Origin of the sequence: Streptomyces doebereineriae (genome assembly GCF_031845645.1) — a bacterium.
GTDB classification, from domain to species: domain Bacteria; phylum Actinomycetota; class Actinomycetes; order Streptomycetales; family Streptomycetaceae; genus Streptomyces; species Streptomyces canus.
Genome location: NZ_JAVREZ010000028.1, coordinates 84596 through 102484, shown reverse-complemented (window position 1 = coordinate 102484; position 17889 = coordinate 84596). Strand labels below are relative to the sequence as shown.

18 protein-coding genes and 1 tRNA gene are annotated in these 17889 nt (G+C 69.4%); 11 read left to right on the top strand and 8 right to left on the bottom strand.

The window, feature by feature from the left end:
- Positions 1–88 precede the first annotated feature (88 nt).
- The 3 genes from RNB18_RS46205 (at position 89) to RNB18_RS46195 (ending at position 1367) form a co-directional block, all read left to right on the top strand.
- Complete coding sequence (locus RNB18_RS46205; protein ID WP_311720161.1) at positions 89–274, top strand: hypothetical protein; 186 nt, start codon at positions 89–91, stop codon at positions 272–274.
- A 231-nt stretch (positions 275–505) separates the two neighbouring features.
- Positions 506–907: an XRE family transcriptional regulator gene (locus RNB18_RS46200; protein ID WP_311720159.1), complete on the top strand. Its 402-nt coding sequence runs from the start codon at positions 506–508 to the stop codon at positions 905–907.
- A 387-nt stretch (positions 908–1294) separates the two neighbouring features.
- Positions 1295–1367: transfer RNA gene (locus RNB18_RS46195), tRNA-Arg, on the top strand.
- A gap of 63 nt (positions 1368–1430) precedes the next feature.
- Here RNB18_RS46195 and RNB18_RS46190 read toward each other — a convergent pair.
- Both RNB18_RS46190 and RNB18_RS46185 read right to left on the bottom strand, forming a co-directional pair.
- The gene (locus RNB18_RS46190) at positions 1431–1790 is read right to left on the bottom strand and encodes a hypothetical protein (protein WP_062044321.1); all 360 of its coding nucleotides are present in this window, start codon (positions 1788–1790) and stop codon (positions 1431–1433) included.
- A gap of 46 nt (positions 1791–1836) precedes the next feature.
- Positions 1837–2232 (bottom strand): winged helix-turn-helix transcriptional regulator, encoded by a 396-nt coding sequence (locus tag RNB18_RS46185; RefSeq protein ID WP_394817778.1) that lies wholly within the window; start codon positions 2230–2232, stop codon positions 1837–1839.
- Positions 2233–2317: 85 nt separating this feature from the next.
- Between RNB18_RS46185 and RNB18_RS46180 the strand changes: the two genes are divergently transcribed.
- A complete protein-coding gene (locus tag RNB18_RS46180) occupies positions 2318–2680 on the top strand; it encodes a DoxX family protein (protein ID WP_311720158.1) in 363 nt (120 codons plus the stop codon).
- Positions 2681–2696: 16 nt separating this feature from the next.
- On the opposite strand, the gene helR is transcribed toward RNB18_RS46180, so the two are convergent.
- Complete coding sequence (gene helR / locus RNB18_RS46175) at positions 2697–4850, bottom strand: RNA polymerase recycling motor ATPase HelR (protein ID WP_311720156.1); 2154 nt, start codon at positions 4848–4850, stop codon at positions 2697–2699.
- Between the two features lie 294 nt (positions 4851–5144).
- Between helR and RNB18_RS46170 the strand changes: the two genes are divergently transcribed.
- Positions 5145–5813, top strand: a complete 669-nt coding sequence (locus RNB18_RS46170) for a glycoside hydrolase family 11 protein (protein ID WP_311720155.1) — start codon at positions 5145–5147, stop codon at positions 5811–5813.
- Entirely contained in the window at positions 5813–6490 is a 678-nt protein-coding gene (locus tag RNB18_RS46165) for a polysaccharide deacetylase family protein (RefSeq protein WP_311720154.1), read from the top strand. The genes RNB18_RS46170 and RNB18_RS46165 overlap by 1 nt, the downstream gene beginning before the upstream one ends.
- A 106-nt stretch (positions 6491–6596) precedes the next feature.
- Here the strand turns inward: RNB18_RS46165 and RNB18_RS46160 are convergent, their stop codons facing one another.
- A complete protein-coding gene (locus RNB18_RS46160) occupies positions 6597–7373 on the bottom strand; it encodes an SAM-dependent methyltransferase (protein ID WP_311720153.1) in 777 nt (258 codons plus the stop codon).
- A 195-nt stretch (positions 7374–7568) separates the two neighbouring features.
- On the opposite strand from RNB18_RS46160, the gene RNB18_RS46155 reads away from it, so the two are divergent.
- Both RNB18_RS46155 and RNB18_RS46150 read left to right on the top strand, forming a co-directional pair.
- The gene (locus RNB18_RS46155) at positions 7569–8486 is read left to right on the top strand and encodes a peptidoglycan recognition protein family protein (protein ID WP_311720152.1); all 918 of its coding nucleotides are present in this window, start codon (positions 7569–7571) and stop codon (positions 8484–8486) included.
- 118 nt (positions 8487–8604) lie between these two features.
- Positions 8605–9750 carry a DUF2235 domain-containing protein gene (locus tag RNB18_RS46150; RefSeq protein ID WP_311720151.1) on the top strand — a complete coding sequence of 382 codons (1146 nt, stop codon included), beginning with the start codon at positions 8605–8607 and terminating at the stop codon, positions 9748–9750.
- A 44-nt stretch (positions 9751–9794) separates the two neighbouring features.
- Here the strand turns inward: RNB18_RS46150 and RNB18_RS46145 are convergent, their stop codons facing one another.
- Positions 9795–11006, bottom strand: a complete 1212-nt coding sequence (locus RNB18_RS46145) for an MFS transporter (RefSeq protein WP_311720150.1) — start codon at positions 11004–11006, stop codon at positions 9795–9797.
- Between the two features lie 71 nt (positions 11007–11077).
- On the opposite strand from RNB18_RS46145, the gene RNB18_RS46140 reads away from it, so the two are divergent.
- Both RNB18_RS46140 and RNB18_RS46135 read left to right on the top strand, forming a co-directional pair.
- Entirely contained in the window at positions 11078–12082 is a 1005-nt protein-coding gene (locus tag RNB18_RS46140; RefSeq protein WP_311720149.1) for an ArsR/SmtB family transcription factor, read from the top strand.
- A complete protein-coding gene (locus tag RNB18_RS46135; RefSeq protein ID WP_311720148.1) occupies positions 12079–12582 on the top strand; it encodes a glutathione peroxidase in 504 nt (167 codons plus the stop codon). The genes RNB18_RS46140 and RNB18_RS46135 overlap by 4 nt, the downstream gene beginning before the upstream one ends.
- A gap of 144 nt (positions 12583–12726) precedes the next feature.
- Here RNB18_RS46135 and RNB18_RS46130 read toward each other — a convergent pair whose 3' ends face one another.
- The 3 genes from RNB18_RS46130 to RNB18_RS46120 form a co-directional block, all read right to left on the bottom strand.
- Positions 12727–12918 carry a DUF397 domain-containing protein gene (locus RNB18_RS46130; protein ID WP_266518024.1) on the bottom strand — a complete coding sequence of 64 codons (192 nt, stop codon included), beginning with the start codon at positions 12916–12918 and terminating at the stop codon, positions 12727–12729.
- A gap of 189 nt (positions 12919–13107) precedes the next feature.
- Positions 13108–13977 carry a helix-turn-helix domain-containing protein gene (locus RNB18_RS46125; RefSeq protein ID WP_311720147.1) on the bottom strand — a complete coding sequence of 290 codons (870 nt, stop codon included), beginning with the start codon at positions 13975–13977 and terminating at the stop codon, positions 13108–13110.
- A gap of 325 nt (positions 13978–14302) precedes the next feature.
- Positions 14303–15058: a GOLPH3/VPS74 family protein gene (locus RNB18_RS46120; RefSeq protein ID WP_057608460.1), complete on the bottom strand. Its 756-nt coding sequence runs from the start codon at positions 15056–15058 to the stop codon at positions 14303–14305.
- Positions 15059–15293: 235 nt separating this feature from the next.
- Here RNB18_RS46120 and RNB18_RS46115 point away from each other — a divergent pair, with 235 nt between their 5' ends.
- Positions 15294–17867 (top strand): D-alanyl-D-alanine carboxypeptidase, encoded by a 2574-nt coding sequence (locus tag RNB18_RS46115; RefSeq protein WP_311720146.1) that lies wholly within the window; start codon positions 15294–15296, stop codon positions 17865–17867.
- Positions 17868–17889: the final 22 nt, after the last annotated feature.

Genomic DNA, 17889 nt, shown 5'->3' with positions numbered 1-17889 from the left:
CCATCAGGCGGCGGAAGTTAGCGCAAAAACGGTGGAGTTAGCGGTGGATTCTGGGTAGCCTTAACTCATGAACTATTGGGGAGGGACCATGAACACAGTCAGCCACCAGTTACAAGCAGCCGCCATCGCCACACCTGCGATCGCGCTGATACCTCCTGACGGCGCTCCGCAGGCCGGCCAGCCGAGCAACTGGCGTCGCAACAAGCTCCTGCACAGCCTGCACCCCCTCAGTCAGCCCAGCACCGGATCTATCTCCGAGACCGGCATGCAGTAGTGGTGCTGACCACAGGCGTCTAGCGCCGTCGTAGTCCGCAGAGGTCACGCTTCCCCGCGGATCCACCTATCAGAAGCGTCACATCAGTCAGCGGCGCCGAGCCCGCATCTGCACTCCATTGGACGTGCGGCAGGCCGAGTTGTCCGCAATCAAGTCCTGCACCCGTTGCCTGACACGCGACCAGTCGGCCACCGGCCAGGCGTGCAGTCAGAACACGAGGGAGGAAGTGCCATGGCCACCACAGCCAACAATCCTGCAGCCGCCAAGAGCGCAGCAAGCGCCGAGCGAGCCCACGTCACCACTGTACGCATGTCAATCGCGGACATTGCCCGTTTCCTACAGGACAACCTCGGCCAGCGCCTGACAGCTCGCATCACCAACATCAACGATCCCCGACAGGTCGGTAAGTGGGCTTCGGGCGATTCAGCACCACGCCAGGAAGCCGAAGACCGTCTGCGCGCGGCTTTGCAGGTGTTCCAGCTCATCCAGGACGCTGAGAGCCTCTACACGGCACGCGCCTGGATGATCGGGATGAACCCCCAGCTCGAGGACGAGGCGCCTCTCACGGTGATCGCTGACGGCCGCTTCAAGGACGTCATGGTCGCCGCACGTGCTTACGTCGACGGCGGCTGACTCACTGTAGTTGGACACAATGGCAGCGCGAACTTCTGTGCCGCTCCGCAGACAAGGCCGCGGGGCGGCACCACCGCAGACCAGCGCAGGCACCCACCGGCTCAACGACTCAGCCGCGCTCCCGCAAGCTCTCGCTTCGCGGACTGGCCGACGTGGCCTGTGTCCCGCATTTACTGCAGGTCAAGCCCTTCGCAACACCCCACCCCCGGTACTCCACACCTCCGCTCCGCCCCGATCCGCTACGCTGTTCACGTCAGCGGTCAGGTCGCGCAAGATGTTCGCCCGGGAAACCGTCGCGAGCACCAGCGCACCCCCACTGACCAGCGGGCCTGTGCACCTCGGCCGAAGATCCACTCGCTGGGTTTTCTCCAGGGTTTACAAGCCCCCGCCTTCGTAGCTCAGGGGATAGAGCACGGCTCTCCTAAAGCCGGTGTCGCAGGTTCGAATCCTGCCGGGGGCACCCCGCACAACCAGGCGCTCACGCAAACGGCCCCGGACTCCTCGTCCGGGGCCGTTCCGCGTGTCAGTGGTCGGAGTAGCTGAAGTCGCCCACGGTCCAGGCGCTGACGTCCTCGATCGCGACGCGGTACATCCCGCCCGTCTCCGGGATCCCCACCGTGCCCTGAAGGATCCGGGCGACGTGGAAGTGCAGATGCGTGGGCGGACCGTCCTTCTTCACCGGGGTGGCGAAGACGGCGGAGAACTCGCCCAGGTCGGAGGAGTCCGTCAGCACCTCCGAGACCCGCTGCCTCCACAGGGCTTCGGGAGCCAGTCGACCGGTGATGACGGCACCACCGGTAACCACGGTCAGGGACATGTGACTGCTCCGCCCGGACTCCACAAGGGCGGCGATGTCAACGATCAGCTCGTCAGGGTTCGGCATGGGACCGGATTCTATGCACCCTCCCCGGTAGTGCGGCCGGGGGAGGTCAGCCGCGGGTGTCGTAGGCCTGGTGGCTGCGTTCGATGTCGGGGTTGTGCTCGATGGCCCACTCGGCGAGGGTCACGGCCGGTTCGATCAGGGTGCGGCCCACGGGGGTGAGTTCGTACTCCACCCGGGGTGGCACCTCGGCGTAGGCCGTGCGCCCCACCAGGCCGTCGCGTTCCAGGTGGCGCAGGGTCAGGGTGAGCATTCGCTGTGAGATGCCGGGGATGCGGTGGAGCAGTTCGGTGAAGCGCATGCGTTCGCCGTGGAGGGTCGCGACCACCAGGAGCGTCCACTTGTCTCCGATGCGGTCGAGGACGCCTCGGATGGCGCGGCCGCCGTCGCCGCGGATCAGGCAGGTCTTCTCGTACTCCGACATCGCGCTCCTGGTGACGGTCACACACACGCGTGTGCCTTTTGTAAGCCCTTCGACAGTGACCCACGATGGCCCTTCTTACAAGAGGTAACCATTGGAGGGTGACACCATGACCGTCGCGTACTGGATCATCGCCGTGCTGCTGGGTGTCTTCTACCTCTACGCCGGCGGGAAAAAGATCGTCCAGAGTCAGGAGCGGCTCGCGCCGATGATGGGGTGGGTCGACACCGTGCCGATGCCCGCCGTCCGGGCTGTCGGCGTGGTGGAGGTGCTCGGCGCGGCCGGGCTGATCATGCCGCCGGCGACCGGGATCGCACCGGTTCTTGCGATCCTGGCCGCGGTCGGCTTCGTGGTGCTCCAGATGCTCGCGGCCGGGCTTCACCTGTCGCGCGGGGAGGCGAAGGACACCGGCCTGAACCTCGTTCTGATCCTCCTCGCCGCCGTCGCGGCGTGGCTGGCCACCGCGTTCTGACGCCCGGGCCCGACGGTCAGGGCGTGGTCAGTACGACGAGTTGTTGCGTCGCCCGGGTCATCGCCACATAGCGGTCCACCGCCCCCTCGATGCCCTCGCCGAAGTTCTGCGGGTCGACGAGGACCACCAGGTCGAACTCGAGGCCCTTCGAGAGTTCTGGAGGAAGGGAGCGGACCCGGGGCGTCGCCCGGAAGGCGGGGTCGCCGATGACGCAGGCGATGCCGTCGGGGTGGGCGGCGAGCCAGGTGTCCAGCGTCGGGGTCAGGTCGGCGGTCGAGCCGTGGACGACGGGGGTGCCGGTGCTGCGGATGGAGGTCGGGACGTTGGCGTCGGGAAGGACGGCGCGGATGACCGGCTCGGCCTCCTTCATGATCTCTTCCGGGGCGCGGTAGTTGATGCTCAGGGACGACAGGGTGATGCGGTCCAGACCGATCCGTTCGAGCCGTTCCTGCCAGGACTCCGTGAAGCCGTGCCTCGCCTGGGCGCGGTCCCCGACGATGGTGAAGCTCCGGGACGGACAGCGCAGCAGCAGCATCTGCCACTCCGCGTCGGTCAGTTCCTGCGCCTCGTCCACGACGACGTGCGCGAAGGGGCCGGCGAGCAGGTCCGGGTCGGCGATGTGCAGGGCGCTCTCGTCCACCAGGGCGTGGTGGAAGTCCTCGCCGCGGAGCATCGTCACCAGGCCCATGCCGTACTCGTCGTCGGCGACCGCGCTCAGGTTGTCGACGACCGTGGCCATGTGCTCGCGTTGGGCGGCGAGGGTGGCCTCGTTGCGGCGCTTGCGCAGTGAGGTCCGCGGGTCGCCGAGCCGTTGCCGGGCCGCGTCCAGGAGCGGCAGGTCGGACACCGTCCAGGCCTGGCCGTCCGCGCGCTGGAGTCGGCGTACGTCGTCGCGGTCGAGCCAGGGGGCGCACATCCGCAGATAGGCGGGGACCGTCCACAGGTCCGAGACCAGGTCGGCAGCCTCCAGCAGCGGCCACGCGCGGTTGAAGGCCGTGAGCAGCTCCCTGTTCTGGCGCAGGGACTTGCGGAGCAGGTTCTCCGGGGCGTCGCCCTCGTGCCTGTCCACCAGGATCGTGAGCAGTTCGTTCCAGACCTGGTCGCGTGCGTCGTTGTGCGGGGCGCCTTCCGCCGCGTCGAAGGCCTCGGCCCAGTCGGTGGCGGTCAGCGGAATGTCGGACCAGTGGGTCGTGACGGTCATGCCCTCGGTCGGCGGCTCCTCGTAGAACCTGACGGCCTTCTCGATCGCCTTGACCAGGTCCGCGGAGGACTTCAGCCGGGCCGCCTCCGGATCGGTCTCGACCCCTGCCGTGGCTCCCTCGGTCACGAGATCCCGCAGGACGCAGGTCTGTACGCCCTCCTCGCCGAGGCTGGGCAGGACGTCGGAGACGTAGGCCAGATAGGGCCGGTGCGGGCCGACGAACAGCACGCCGCCGCGGCGGTGGCCGAGGCGCGGGTCGGCGTGCAGGAGGTAGGCGGAGCGGTGCAGGGCGACCACGGTCTTGCCGGTGCCGGGACCGCCGTCGACGACGAGCGCGCCGCGGGATCCCGCGCGGATGATGGCGTCCTGGTCGGCCTGGATGGTGCCGAGGACGTCCCGCATCCGTTCCGAGCGGTCGCTGCCCAGACTGGCGATGAAGGCGGACTGGTCGTCGAGCGAGGCGTGGTGCCCGGCGAACCCGTCCGGGGCGAACACCTCGTCCCAGTAGTCGCTGATCCGGCCGCCCGTCCAGCGGTACCTGCGGCGGCTGGCCAGCCCCATCGGGTTGGCGTGGGTGGCCCCGAAGAACGGCTCGGCCGCGGGGGACCGCCAGTCGACGAGCAGCCTGCGGCCCGTGCTGTCGGTGAGGCCGAGCCGTCCGACGTACACCGGCTCGGGGTCGTCGGCGGCGACCATGTGCCCGAGGCACAGGTCCAGGCCGAAGCGGCGCAGGGTGCGCAGCCGGGCGCTGAGCCGGTGGATCTCCGTGTCCCGGTCCATCGCCTCCTGTCCGATGCCGCCGGGTGCCCTGCGGGTGGCGTCGAGGGTGGCGGACAGTTCGGCGATCGTCTGCTCCAGGCACTCCGCGATGGCCGCGAAGTGCCGCTCGTCGGCGGCGGTCAGCGTCGGGTCGGCCTTGGCGGCGAGGCGCTCGGGAAGGGCGAACACGCTGATGGGCAGGGAATTCAAGTCAGCAGCTCCGATTTCGGGTACGGCCGGTAAGTGTGCGCCCACCCCGGGGCCTTGCCGCAAGCCCCCCAGTACGCTATACGTTGAACATGGCAAGGAGGTGCTGACCTCCCTGCCTTTTTCTTTTGCCTCAGCCATCCGGAAGGTCTTCGAAACATTCGAAGAAATACATCGGTTCTTTGAGGCTTCACAAAGGAAAGATGATCAGGTATCACCAGCTCACGGCTACCGAATCATTCGAAACATGTGCCGAAACTGTTGACGCTTGACAGGGGCAGACCAAAACTGTGGGGCATGACTCACACACCCGCACACCCCACGCGCCGCAGCGTCTGCGGCCTCCTGCTGGCCACCGGGGCCACCCTGGCCCTGCCCGGCACCGCCGAGGCGGCCACGGTCATCACCACGAACCAGACCGGAACCAACAACGGCTACTACTACTCGTTCTGGACGGACGCCCAGGGCACGGTCTCCATGACCCTGAACTCCGGCGGGAACTACAGCACTTCCTGGCGCAACACCGGCAACTTCGTGGCCGGCAAGGGCTGGAGCAACGGCTCCCGCAGGACCGTGAGCTACTCGGGCAGCTTCAACCCGTCCGGCAACGCCTACCTGGCCCTCTACGGTTGGACCTCGAACCCGCTCGTCGAGTACTACATCGTCGACAACTGGGGCACCTACCGGCCCACCGGAACGTACAAGGGCACCGTCACCAGCGACGGCGGCACGTACGACATCTACCAGACCACCCGGTACAACGCCCCGTCCGTGGAAGGCACCAAGACCTTCAACCAGTACTGGAGCGTCCGGCAGTCGAGGCGGACCGGCGGCACCATCACCACCGGCAACCACTTCGACGCGTGGGGCCGCGCCGGCATGCCGATGGGCAGCTTCAAGTACTACATGATCCTCGCGACCGAGGGTTACCAGTCCAGCGGCAGCTCGAACATCACGGTGTCCTGATGAGGGCCCGGTCGCACCTCCCGTTACTGGCCGCCGCCGCTCTGGCCGCCGCCGGCACCCTCGCGGTCCCCGCCACCGCTGCCCCCACGCAGGCCGCCGCCTGCACCGGATACGTCGGACTCACCTTCGACGACGGCCCGGGCAGCGGCACCACCACCCTGCTCAACTCCCTCAAGCAGTACGGCCTCAGGGCCACCATGTTCAACCAGGGCCAGTACGCCGCCGCCAACCCGGCGCTCGTCAGGGCCCAGGTCAGCGCCGGGATGTGGGTCGGCAACCACAGTTACACGCACCCGCATCTGACCCAGCAGAGCCAGGCCACGATCGACTCCGAGATCTCCCGCACCCAGCAGGCCGTCGCGAACGCGGGCGGCGGCACGCCCAGGCTGTTCAGGCCGCCGTACGGCGAGACCAACGCGACGGTGAAGGCCGTGGAGGCGAAGTACGGGCTGACCGAGGTCCTCTGGCAGGTCGACTCGCAGGACTGGAACAACGCCAGTACCGACGCGATCGTCGCGGCGGCCGGGCGGCTCACCAACGGGCAGGTCATCCTCATGCACGACTGGCCCGCCAACACCCGCGCGGCGATCCCGCGCATCGCGCAGACACTGGCCGCCAAGGGGCTGTGCTCCGGCATGATCTCGCCCCAGACCGGCCGCGCGGTGGCGCCGGGCTGATCCACGGCCACGGCGACCCCGCCTCGGCGCGGCGGCCGTACCCCCTCGGGCCGCCGCGCCGAACGCGGCTCACCGCATCACTGCGCGAGTACGACGCCCACAGCGCTCAGAGCTTGCGCCCCACCCCGCAGTACGCATCCACCCCCGCCGGACCGGGCTCCTCCGGCCGCCACTCCGTCACCCGCACCACCCCCGGCTCGACCAGCTCCAGGCCGTCGAAGAACGCGGCGATGTCAGCCACGGGGCGTACGTAGTACGGCACCGCCCCGCTGGAGTTGTACGCCTCGGACGCCGCGATCATCCCTTCGCTCGTGGCGGTGCTGTCGCTGATGACCAGGTAACTTCCGGACGCCAGGCCCGACATGAGCCGCTGGACCAGGTCGACGGCCCGGTCGTGGTCGGCGACGTGGCCGAGGGTGTTGAGGATCATCAGGGCGACCGGCCGGGAGAGGTCGAGGGTGTCCGCGGCCGCCTCCAGGACGGACTCGGGGTCGTACAGGTCGGCGTCCAGATAGGCCGTCCTGCCCTCGGGTGCGCTGGTGAGCAGGGCGTTCGCGTGGGCCAGCACGATGGGGTCGTTGTCGACGTAGACGATCCGGGCGTCCGGTGCGACGCGCTGGGCGACCTCGTGGGTGTTGTCGGCGGTGGGCAGGCCGGTGCCGACGTCCAGGAACTGCCGTACGCCCTGGTCCCCGGCGAGATGGCGGACCGCGCGGCCCAGGAACCGCCGACTGGTGACCGCCACGTCGACGAGGCCGGGGAAGATCTCCTTGATGTGGTCGCCGATCTCCCGGTCGACCTCGTAGTTGTCCTTGCCGCCGACGAAGTAGTTCCAGAAGCGGGCGGAGTGCGGCTTGCTGGTGTCGATCGGGGTGTACGGCACGGCAACTCCTGCGGACGAGGGGCGGGGCCCGTTCGGCTGTGAATGCTGCGATTCCCCCCGCGGGGCGCGGTGTTGACGTAATCATGGGCAACGGCGGGGCGAGCACGTCCCACTGAATGCCAACTAAACGTCAACGCACAAGATCCGACCGGTACTTGACGCGTTTTCGACGCACCACCCGGAGGGAACCCGACCATGGCCACACCCCTGTCCGCCGCGAAGATGCTCGCCGCACTGAAGGCCGAGGGCCTCACGGTGCACGAGCACGCCGGCTGGAAGACCCACAACCGCGACGCGGCGTCCGGGAAGTCCTTCGGTCCCGTCATCGGGGTACTGATCCACCACACCGGCGGACACAACGACAAGGAGCTCTGCTACAAGGGCAGATCCGACCTGCCGGGACCGCTGTGCCACGCCTGGCTCGGCAAGACCGCCGGGCTGTGGATGATCGGCAATGGCCGTACCAACCACGCCGGTTACGCCGACATCGATGTCCTGAACGCGCTCCGCGACGAGAAGCCGCTCCCCCACGACGACGTGGCCAAGGCCGACGGCAACGACTGTCTGTACGGCCTGGAGATCGAGAACCTCGGCAAGGGCGGGGACCCCTACCCGAACGCGCAGTACCGGCAGGCCGTGCTGTGGGCGGCGGCGATCTGCCGGGCCCACGGCTGGAGCGAGAAGTCCGTCGCCGGGCACAAGGAGTGCCAGCCGGGGAAGATCGACCCGAGCTTCGACATGGACGACTTCCGGGCCGCCGTGAAGAAGCAACTGGCGGCGGGGCCCGGCAAGACGGAGACGACGAAGCCGGCGGGCAAGCCGCGCGTGGACCTGTCCCGGCTGGTCAAGGCCGCCAAGACCGATCCCGGGGCCAAGCAGGGCCACGTCAGCTACATGGCCGGCACCAACCTCACCGAGGCCGCCCTCGTCGAACTCGGCTACCTCTCCCGGAGTTACGCGGGCGACGGCTCCTTCGGCACCACCACCGTCGCCGCCTACGCCAAGTGGCAGCGCCACCTGGGCTACAGCGGCGCCGACGCCAACGGCATCCCGGGCAAGAGCTCGCTGACGAAGCTGGGCGAGAAGACGGGCCTGTTCACGGTCGTGGCCTGACCACCGGGCCGCCGCCGACCCGCCACCGGGCTCCGAGTTGCGGGTCGGCACGGTCCCTGCGCTACTGGCTGTATCTACCGAGCAGTCGCGGGGTCCTCTCTACAGGGAGAGGAGACACATGATGGCCAAGCGTCTGGTGATCTGCTGCGACGGGACATGGAATCTCGCCGACCAGCCGAGCAAGACCAATGTCGCCAAGGTGGCCCTGGCCGTACGGCGACGCTCCGCTGTCGGAATGGAACAGCGGGTGTACTACCACAGCGGGGTCGGCACGAACCGGCGGGAGAGATTGCGGGGCGCCGCGTTCGGGGTGGGGCTCTCGCGCAACGTGATCGACGCCTACCGCTTCCTGATCCACACCTACGAACCCGGTGACACGCTGTACCTGTTCGGGTTCAGCCGGGGCGCGTTCACCGCGCGCAGTCTGGCCGGGCTGGTGCACAACTGCGGCATCCTGCGCCCGGAACAGGCCGACCGGATCGACGAGGCATGGGCGCTGTACCGCAGCCGCGCAGACAAACCGACCAGCGTGGCCGCCACGTTGTTCCGCAGGGCGTACTCGTACGAGACGGAGATCCGTTTCGTGGGCGTCTGGGACACGGTCGGCTCCCTGGGCATCCCGGTTCCGGCGCCCGGGTTCCTCCAGCCGCTCGTCGACCGCTTCAACCACCGCTGGGCCTTCCACGACACCACCCTCAGCAAGTCGGTGAACGGCGCCTTCCAGGCCCTGGCCGTGGACGAGGAGCGTTCGGCGTTCCCGCCGACGCTGTGGCGGCAGGACGAAGACGCCGCCAAGGGCCAGGAGTTGAGACAGGTCTGGTTCTCCGGGGTGCACACCGCCGTCGGGGGCGGCGAGAAGGACTCGGGCCTGTCCGACATCACCCTCCTGTGGATGGTCCGGCAGGCCGCCCGGTACGACCTCGAGTTCGATCCCTGCGTGCTCAGCGAGCAGGGGCCCGACGCCATGGCCCCGGACGAGTGCATCGACTTCGCCGTCCAGCCGAACCCGATGGGCCCGTGGGACCCCTCCCGGAAGGGGTTCTTCCGGCTCTTCAAGCCGCTGCACCGCCCCATCGGACAGGAGCAGGACGAACAGGGCCACCTCGTCGGCCGAGAGCACCTTGCCGACACGGTCATGCTGCGCCGCAAGGACGACGCCGACTACCGCCCGCCGGCGCTCGAGAGCTACCTGAAGGAGTTCGGGGAGCAGGACGTCGAGACGGTCCCCCTCACCGCCACCGAAGGCGCGGTCGTCATTCCGTAGGGTCCGACGACCGCGCCCCGGGGGCTCGCGCTCCCGATCGCCCTTCACCCGGTGCCGGTCGCCTCCGCGGCGGTCGGCACACCGGCACCCGGCTGTCGTTCCTCGCGCCTCTCCAGCGCGAAGAGCGTCAGGGTCACCGCGACGGACGCGGTCGCCATCAGTGTCATCGCCGTGGGCGGGGAGGTCAGTTGGGCCAGGGTGCCGGCGAGCACGGCGCCGATGCCCTGAAGGGCGACCATGCCGGTGGTGTGCAGGCCGAGGGCCTGGCCGGCGAGGTGGTCGGGGGTGAGGGACATCAGGCGTTCCTGGAGGACCAGGCTCGCGGCGAACCCGACGGAGGCGACGGCGGCGGCCACGACCGACAGCGCCACTGACGGCCGTAGGACGAAGAACAGGTAGGGCGCCGCCAGCAGCAGACGCAGCGGGGTCGCCAGACGGGGGCGCAGCGCGGGCGGCACCAGGCGGCCGACCGCCATGTCGCCCACGAACATGCCCAGCGCCCCGCACGCGTACATCGTGCCGGCGGCCGCGGGGGCATAGGAGACGTAGAGCGAATCGCTGCCGACCACCAGCCCGTTGGGGACCCACAGGCCCAGGTACGCCAGGCGGCGGGGGCGGGAGGACCACAGGAGGGCGTTGGTGCGCCAGGTCGCGGAGAAGGACGGGCGGCCGGCGGAGCGCGGCGGGCGGGGTGTGAGACCCAGGTGATTGACGAGGGCCGACGCCGCGTAGAACGCCGCCGCGAGGAGCAGACAGACACGGGGAGACAGCAGGGTCAGCAGCGCGCCGCCGGTCGCGAAGCCGGTCACCTGCACCAGGCCCCAGAGCATGTTGAACACCGAACGGCCGAGGACGTAGCCGTCCTTGGGCAGGATCTCGTTCATCAGTCCCCCGCGCACTCCCCCGCCGAGCGACGCGACCAGGCCCTGCAGGAGCAGGACGACGAAGACCGCCCAGACCGGCAGGCCGGGCAGCGCCAGCACCGCCGTACCCGCCGCGAAGGCGAGGGAGATCACGGTCAGGATCGCGCGCGGGGGCAGGCGGTCGGCGCCGGAGAGCAGGAACGCGGCGCCCAGTAACTGCGCCAGCTGCGGTCCGAACATGCTCACCGCCGACAGGAGCGGGGAGCCGGTGGCCCGGTAGACCAGCGTGGCCAGGGCCAGGCCGGCGATCGTCTGGGCGGCGGCGTAGACGGCGAAGGAGAGGAGGAAGGGGGCGTATTCCGGGGTGCGGAAGAGGGTGCGGTAGCTGCGCATGCGGGGGAGTCTCGGAGCGGTCGGCAGCTGACGGTTAGTGTTTCGCGCGGTCGCGAAACCAAGGGGGGTCCATGGGCTGGTGGCAGGTCAACGCGGACACCCTCGTCCGCAGCCGGTTCGTGGTCTGCCCGTTCACCGAGACCTTCGCGACCCTGCGGCTGCTGCACACGGGGACCGCCGCCCACCCGGGCGAGGAGGCCTGGCTCCGCACCCACCTGCCCGGCTACCGCGCGCACCTCGCGGCCGACCCGGTGACCGCGCTGCTGGTGCGCTCGGCGATGGGCACGTCCTGGATCGCCGACTTCCTCGCGCCGCTGCCGCGCGACGGCACGCCCCTGGAGGAGACGCTCGCGCGGATCCGGGCGACCGATCCCGCCGAGGCCCGCGCGAACGTCCGGGTCTCCCTGCGCGGCCCGCTGCCCGCCGCCCTGGAGCGCGACGACCTCCCGGAGCGGGCCGCCGCGCTCCTCGCCTACGTCTGGACGCGGACCGTACGACCGTACTGGGACCGTCGGCGGCGGATCCTGGAGGCGGACGTGGTCGCCCGGACCGCTCAGGTGAGCCGGGGCGGCTGGGCGGCCGTCATCGACTCCCTGACCCCGGGCCAGACCCGCTGGCTCGGCGACAACCGGCTCCAGGTGAACCGGCACGAGCGTCCGCCCCGCGAGATCTCCGGCGCCGAACTCGTCTTCGTCCCGGTCACCCCGGGCCGCGGCTGGGCGACGTGGGAGGAGCCGCGACGGTACGCCATCGTCTACGGCTGCACGGGCGCCCTCGCCGACCCGGGCGCCCGGAGCGTGCCCGCGAGCCTCGGCACACTGCTCGGCACCGCGCGGGCCAGGGTGCTGGTCCTCCTGGACTCCCCCCTGAGCACCAGCCAGCTCGTCGCCGTGACCGGGCAGGGGCTGGGGTCTGTGGGACGGCATCTGCGGGTGCTGCTGGACGCGGGCCTGGTGGAGCGGCGGCGGGCCGGGCGGTCGGTGCTGTATGCGCGGACGGCGGCCGGGGAGGTGCTCGTGGAGGCGTCGGGGGCCGGAACCGGGGATTCACTGAGCGGAGTTAGCATCCGGTCATGACGACTACAGATGGTTCCTCTCCCCTGGACGTCGAGATCGGTGCCCTCACGGGCGGTTCCGCCGACCTCGGCCGGTACGCCGGCAACGCCGTCCTCATCGTGAACGTGGCCTCCAAGTGCGGGCTCACCCCGCAGTACAACGGCCTGGAGAAGCTCCAGGAGCGCTACGCGGAGCGGGGCTTCACCGTGCTCGGCGTGCCCTGCAACCAGTTCCTCGGACAGGAGCCCGGCAGCGCCGAGGAGATCGCGGAGTTCTGCTCGGCGACGTACGGAGTGACCTTCCCGCTGACCGAGAAGGTCGAGGTGAACGGCGAGGGGCGGCACGCGCTCTACGACCGTCTGGTGGGCTTCGCCGACGCCGAGGGGCACACCGGCGACATCCGCTGGAACTTCGAGAAGTTCCTGATCGGCCGGGACGGGTCGGTTGTGGCGAGGTTCTCCCCGCAGACGGAGCCGGAGTCGGACGAGATCGTCTCCGCCGTGGAGGGTGCGCTGGCGTAGGCGGCCGCAGGCACACGCCGAGCCCCCTCGGCAAGGACGGCGATCTGGTCGAGAGGGCTCTGTGGTGGTGCTTGTGCTGTTGTCGCGAGCAGTTGTGGTGTGCAGTTGTGGATGAACGGGACGGGGATCAGACCGGTCCGCCCCTCACACCTTGACCGAGGCCACGAAGGCGCTCCACGCCTCGGCGGGGAAGGCCAGCTTGGGACCCTCGGGGATCTTCGTGTCGCCGAGTTCGAGTGCTTCCTCTTCGGTCGACCTCACCATCAGGCACGCCCCGTTGGCGTTGGTGTAGGTGGAGGTCGTCCATGTGTCCAGGTTGCCCAGACGAATTGCCATATTCGCTCCGTAGCCAGATGTGCAGTGTTCGGATCACGCCAACCTTTGTGATCGTTGGCGTGATCGACGCTACTCGCCGACTTCCTCTTTCGGAGCAGCCATTCACTCTTCTGGCGGCATATTCCAAAGGACTCTTCCAGACGGACCGGGCCGGGGTGTACTATCCGGCCCGCCCTGTCGGGAAGCGGTTCAACGGGCGTATTCCCGGGCGTACTCCTTGGCGATGTCCTCGATCAGCTGACGCGACTGTTCGACGTTGAGCGCCTGCGCCCTCAAGTGCTCGTACATCACGGTGTACTTCTGCACGTCGTGCGCCTTCTCCAGGTACAGGTCGCTGGTGACGCCCTCGATGTAGACGACGCTGGAATCGGCCGCGTCCGAGAACTCCAGAATGGAGTACTGGCCGCTGAGCCCGGGGTGCGCGCCGACGTCGAACGGCAGTACCTGCACGGTGATATGGGGCTGCTGGGACATCTCGACGAGGTATTCCAACTGCTCGCGCATCACCTGCCGGCTGCCGACGACCCGGCGCAGGGACGCCTCGTCCAGGACCACCCACAGCCGCAGCGGATCCCGCTCGGCCGCGACCCGGCTCTGCCGCCGCAGCCGCACCTCGACCCGCTTGTCGTTCTCCGTCTCCGTCGCCTCGGGCGCGCCGCCGCGCACGATGGCCTCGGCGTACGGCCGGGTCTGCAACAGGCCGGTGATGATCTGGGGTTCGTACACCCTCAGCGACTCGGCGTCGGTCTCCAGACCGATGTAGACGCTGTACGGGATGTCCCCGAAGGCATGCCACCAGCCCTGCTGCCGCGAGTCCTTGGCCATCTGCATCAGCGAATCGACGATGCGCTGGTCCTCGACCTCGTAGACCCCGCACAGGTCGCGGACATCGCGCTGGCTGATACTGCGCCGGCCGTTCTCCAGCCGGCTGATCTTCGACTGCGACACGAGCAGCCGCTCCGCCACCTCTTCGGCCGTCATGCCCTTGAGCTCGCGGAGCCTGCGCAGCTCCTGGCCCAGCCGGCGCCGCCTGACGGTGGGATTGACATTGGACGCCACGGGACGTGCACCTCCGGCTGCGTGCCTCGTTCTTGACTTTGCGTATCTGCTGTTGAGCAGACTGCCACCAAGGTGCTCATTACCGCTGGGAAACGGTGTATATGCGCTGCGTACACGACAGTCGAGGGACGCGGGCCGACCGCGCCCGGACATGCGGCCGCGCGGGGCGGCGGAACCCGGTGACGCCCGATGTACGGACGTACGGTTCCGTCGCCCCGCGCGGACCAGCGGCTCCCGAACCGGTCTTTGGGGACTGACGGTGCGGCGGCTGAGTGGTGCGTGGTGCGGGTCGTGCTGTCGGCGGTGCGTGCCGTGGAACTGCGGCTCAGTGAGCCACGGCGCGCGCCATCGGTCCTCGGCGCGGTTGCATCGGAACGCCACGAGCGGGCTCCGGTGCGGGCCTGGCTCCCGGGGCGGCCTGGCGGCCGGCGGGTGCCGGGCTACGACGTGGCTGTGCGGCCACACCGTTCTGGACGTCCATCACGGCGTGCGCGACGAGACCGCCCATCGGGTCGTGCCTGATGAGGTCCCGCAGCCGGGACCTCGAGGACCGTCCCTCGTTGCCCGGATACAGGTGCTTGCCGAGGCCGACCGCGTGTGCCAGGGCGGCGAGCGCGGCGGTCCGCGGGTCCGGCGGTACGCCGGTGCGGATCGCCGAGTCCAGTCGGGACTTGATCTCCCGGCTGATCTCGTTGTCCGTCGCCTGGTAGCGGGTCGTCGGCAGCACTCCGCACATCTGACCCGCCACGGCATGAACCATGCCGCACCGCTCCAGATGCGAGAGGTATGTCTGGCGGAGCCCCAGTCGCGGCCCGCCGATCCAGTTCACTGCCCGCACGGGAGCGCCACGCCTTCGCAGCAACTCCAACGCGCAGTCCAAAGTCGGATCTCCAGTCGGCCGTGGGGCTACCACGGCGATACGATCCCCGTCTGGGGCTATCCGTCCGGCCAGCGCCAGCTCCACTAGCTGTGCTCCGGCCAGACCGAGGTCGAGCGACTGCGGCTGTGCGGTGGTACCCGTGGTCGGGTCCAACGCCAGCAGCAGAAGCTCTTCCGGAAGTGTTCTGCGGCTCCTGCCCATCCATGCCTCCCCGCGTGGATGAAAGACAGGGTGACCCCTCTCACATTGGTCTGTCGAGGGTGCGTGACCTCTTTGTAGTGGAACCGGTAGGTATGTCGTTCTCGTCTACCGCTTGGGACAGGGCCACACACAGGACACTGGTACATGGTTCGGACAGCGTGGTGTGGCGGCTGCCCGTACGGCGATTCAACGGTTCGGCAGACGCAGGGTGACGGATACCGATCACCCGCGGCACATGGAGGAGGCATCGGTGGCGGGCGAGTCCCCCGACAGGTCGAAGCAGCGCGAGTCGTCGGCAGAACCGACGTCGGGGAGCGCGAGTCCGGTTCCCGAGGCGAGGAGTTCCGCCCGCGATCCCCGGCTCGCGGTGGCACGGGAGTCCATCTCCCTCGGCGGCGTCGACACGGCCACGAGGGTCTTCTCGGTACGTGACCTCCCGGAGACCCCCGAGAAGCCCTCCGAGGGCCCCACAGAGGCCGGAACGGGCGGATCCGACACCGGGGAGCCCGACGACGCCCCCGCGGCCGCGGAGGAGCGTCCTGAGGACGCCGACGGGCCGGAGGGTCCTGAGGACGCCGACAGGGCGGAGGAGCCAGAGGACACCGCCAGGGCGGAGGGGCCGGAGGATTCGGCCACGGCCGAGAGCCCCGGCGACTCCGGCACGGCGGAAGACCCGGACACCACGGACACGACCGACGACCCGGACGATTCCAGCACGGCCGAGAACTCCGACGACTCCGGCACAGCGGGAAACCCGGATGACACGGACATGACTGAAGAACCGGATGATTCGGCCACGGCCGAGGGCTCCGGCGACTCCGGCGCGCCCGACGCGCGGCTGCGGGACGCGGTGGCGGCGTGGGTCCGCACAGGGGACGAGAAGACCGGACCCGAGGGCGGCTCCGGCAAGGCGGAGCCCGCGAAGAAGCCCGAGGACGAGGTCACCGAGCCCGCCGACGACGCCTCCGAGGACGAGTCCGCCCGGGACGCCGGGCCGGAGACCCACTCGGAGACCGACAGCAAGCCGGAGCCGGCCACGGACACCGACGCGGCATCCGAGACCGACGCCGCCGAGACGGCCGTAGCCGACGACGAGGACCACGTCCCGGACACCGGCGACTCGGACTCCCCAGGGGCACGGGGAACTGCGCGACCAGCCCCCACCGACCCGCAGACGGACGACGAGACCGGCGACGACGGCGAGACCTCCGAAGACGGTGGGTCCGGTGACGCGGGCGCGAGCGACAAGCGCCCCGTCGACCAGCCCACCGCCGTCTTCAAGGCACCCCGGCCCCCCGTGGACCAGCCCACCACCATGCTGAAGCTCGGCAAGGCGGCGGAGGCGGCGGCAGCAGAGCCCAAGGATGCCGACGCGCCCCCCAAGCCGGAGACCCCCGCCGAGCGGACGAGCAAGTTCGTCGCGCTGAAGGCCCTCGACGAACCGCGTGAGTCGCGGCCGAAGCCGGACGTGACCGCCGCCGTCCCCCAGGTCGGCCAGGTCGGCCCGGAGCGGACCACGCAGCAGCCCCTGCCGCCGAAGCCGCCCCTCGACCTGCTCGCGGAGCTCACCAACACTCCGCCGCCCCCGCCCAGCCCCCTGCGCACCCTCGGCCGCCGGGTCAAGATCTGGACCCCGATCCTCATCCTCCTGGTCGTCGCGTTTGCGATCGCGCAGTCCCTGCGCCCGCTGCCGACCCCCACGCTCAGCCTCACCGCCGAGGACTCCTACACCTTCGACGGCAGCAAGGCCACCCTCCCCTGGCCCACCCAGGGCCAGGGCTGGCTGGACATCAACGGCGTCGGCACGATGGGGAACTTCGGCAAGCAGACCCCCGTCGCGATCGGCTCCGTGGCCAAGGCCATGACCGCCTACATCGTCCTGAAGGACCACCCCCTCAAGTCCGGTGAGGAGGGCGCGAAGATCACCGTCGACGCGCTCGCCGAGACGGAGGGCGGCTACAACAAGCAGGGCGAGTCCACCCTCAACACCGTCAAGCAGGGCGACGTCCTCACCGAGCGGCAGGCGATCGCGGCGATCATGATCCCCTCCGCCAACAACATCGCCCGGCTGCTCGCCCGCTGGGACTCCGGTTCCGAGGCGGCGTTCATCAAGAAGATGAACGACACCGCCAAGGAACTCGGTATGAAGAACACGAAGTACACCGACGCCTCGGGCCTGAAGGAGACCACCGTCTCCAGCGCCGAGGACCAGGTGAAGCTCGGCAACGAGCTGGTGAAGATCCCGGCGCTGATGGAGATCACGTCCATGGGACAGTGGATCGATCCGTCCGGACAGAAGTGGTACAACTACAACTATCTGGTCCCCTACACCGGCATCGGCATCAAGACCGGCACCACCACCGCCGCCGGCGGCAACCTCCTCTTCGCGGGCCGCAAGGAGGTCGGCGGGGAGACCGTCACCGTCGTCGGCGCGATCCTCGGCCAGCACAAGGCGCCGATCATCAAGACCGTCAACGACGTCAGCAAGGTCGCGCTGCTCGCCGCCGAGGACGCCCTGACCTCGACGAAGATCCTGAAGAAGGGCGACGTCGTCGGGTACGTGGACGACGGCCTCGGCGGCCACACCCCCGTCGTGCTGACCAAGGACGTCACCGCCGTCGGCTGGGCCGGCTTCAAGGTGAAGCTGTCCTTCGCCGCCGACGACGTACCGCACACCGCGAAGGCCGGCACCAAGGTCGGCAGCCTCACCGTCGGTGACGGCGAGGGCGGCGCGGTCAAGGTGCCGGTCACCCTGCAGAAGGATCTGACCGAACCGGGATTCACCGACAAGCTGACCCGCGTCGGCTGATTACGAACCGGGACGGACACCT

Bases quoted from the DNA above. Each gene is read 5' to 3' on its own strand.
- RNB18_RS46130 (WP_266518024.1), bottom strand. From the start codon at position 12,918: ATGGCAATTCGTCTGGGCAACCTGGACACATGGACGACCTCCACCTAC.
- RNB18_RS46205 (WP_311720161.1), top strand. From the start codon at position 89: ATGAACACAGTCAGCCACCAGTTACAAGCAGCCGCCATCGCCACACCT.
- RNB18_RS46115 (WP_311720146.1), top strand. From the start codon at position 15,294: ATGGAGGAGGCATCGGTGGCGGGCGAGTCCCCCGACAGGTCGAAGCAG.
- RNB18_RS46140 (WP_311720149.1), top strand. From the start codon at position 11,078: ATGGGCTGGTGGCAGGTCAACGCGGACACCCTCGTCCGCAGCCGGTTC.
- RNB18_RS46190 (WP_062044321.1), bottom strand. From the start codon at position 1,790: ATGCCGAACCCTGACGAGCTGATCGTTGACATCGCCGCCCTTGTGGAG.
- RNB18_RS46135 (WP_311720148.1), top strand. From the start codon at position 12,079: ATGACGACTACAGATGGTTCCTCTCCCCTGGACGTCGAGATCGGTGCC.
- RNB18_RS46165 (WP_311720154.1), top strand. From the start codon at position 5,813: ATGAGGGCCCGGTCGCACCTCCCGTTACTGGCCGCCGCCGCTCTGGCC.
- RNB18_RS46200 (WP_311720159.1), top strand. From the start codon at position 506: ATGGCCACCACAGCCAACAATCCTGCAGCCGCCAAGAGCGCAGCAAGC.
- RNB18_RS46150 (WP_311720151.1), top strand. From the start codon at position 8,605: ATGATGGCCAAGCGTCTGGTGATCTGCTGCGACGGGACATGGAATCTC.
- RNB18_RS46145 (WP_311720150.1), bottom strand. From the start codon at position 11,006: ATGCGCAGCTACCGCACCCTCTTCCGCACCCCGGAATACGCCCCCTTC.
- RNB18_RS46170 (WP_311720155.1), top strand. From the start codon at position 5,145: ATGACTCACACACCCGCACACCCCACGCGCCGCAGCGTCTGCGGCCTC.
- RNB18_RS46155 (WP_311720152.1), top strand. From the start codon at position 7,569: ATGGCCACACCCCTGTCCGCCGCGAAGATGCTCGCCGCACTGAAGGCC.
- RNB18_RS46180 (WP_311720158.1), top strand. From the start codon at position 2,318: ATGACCGTCGCGTACTGGATCATCGCCGTGCTGCTGGGTGTCTTCTAC.
- RNB18_RS46120 (WP_057608460.1), bottom strand. From the start codon at position 15,058: ATGGGCAGGAGCCGCAGAACACTTCCGGAAGAGCTTCTGCTGCTGGCG.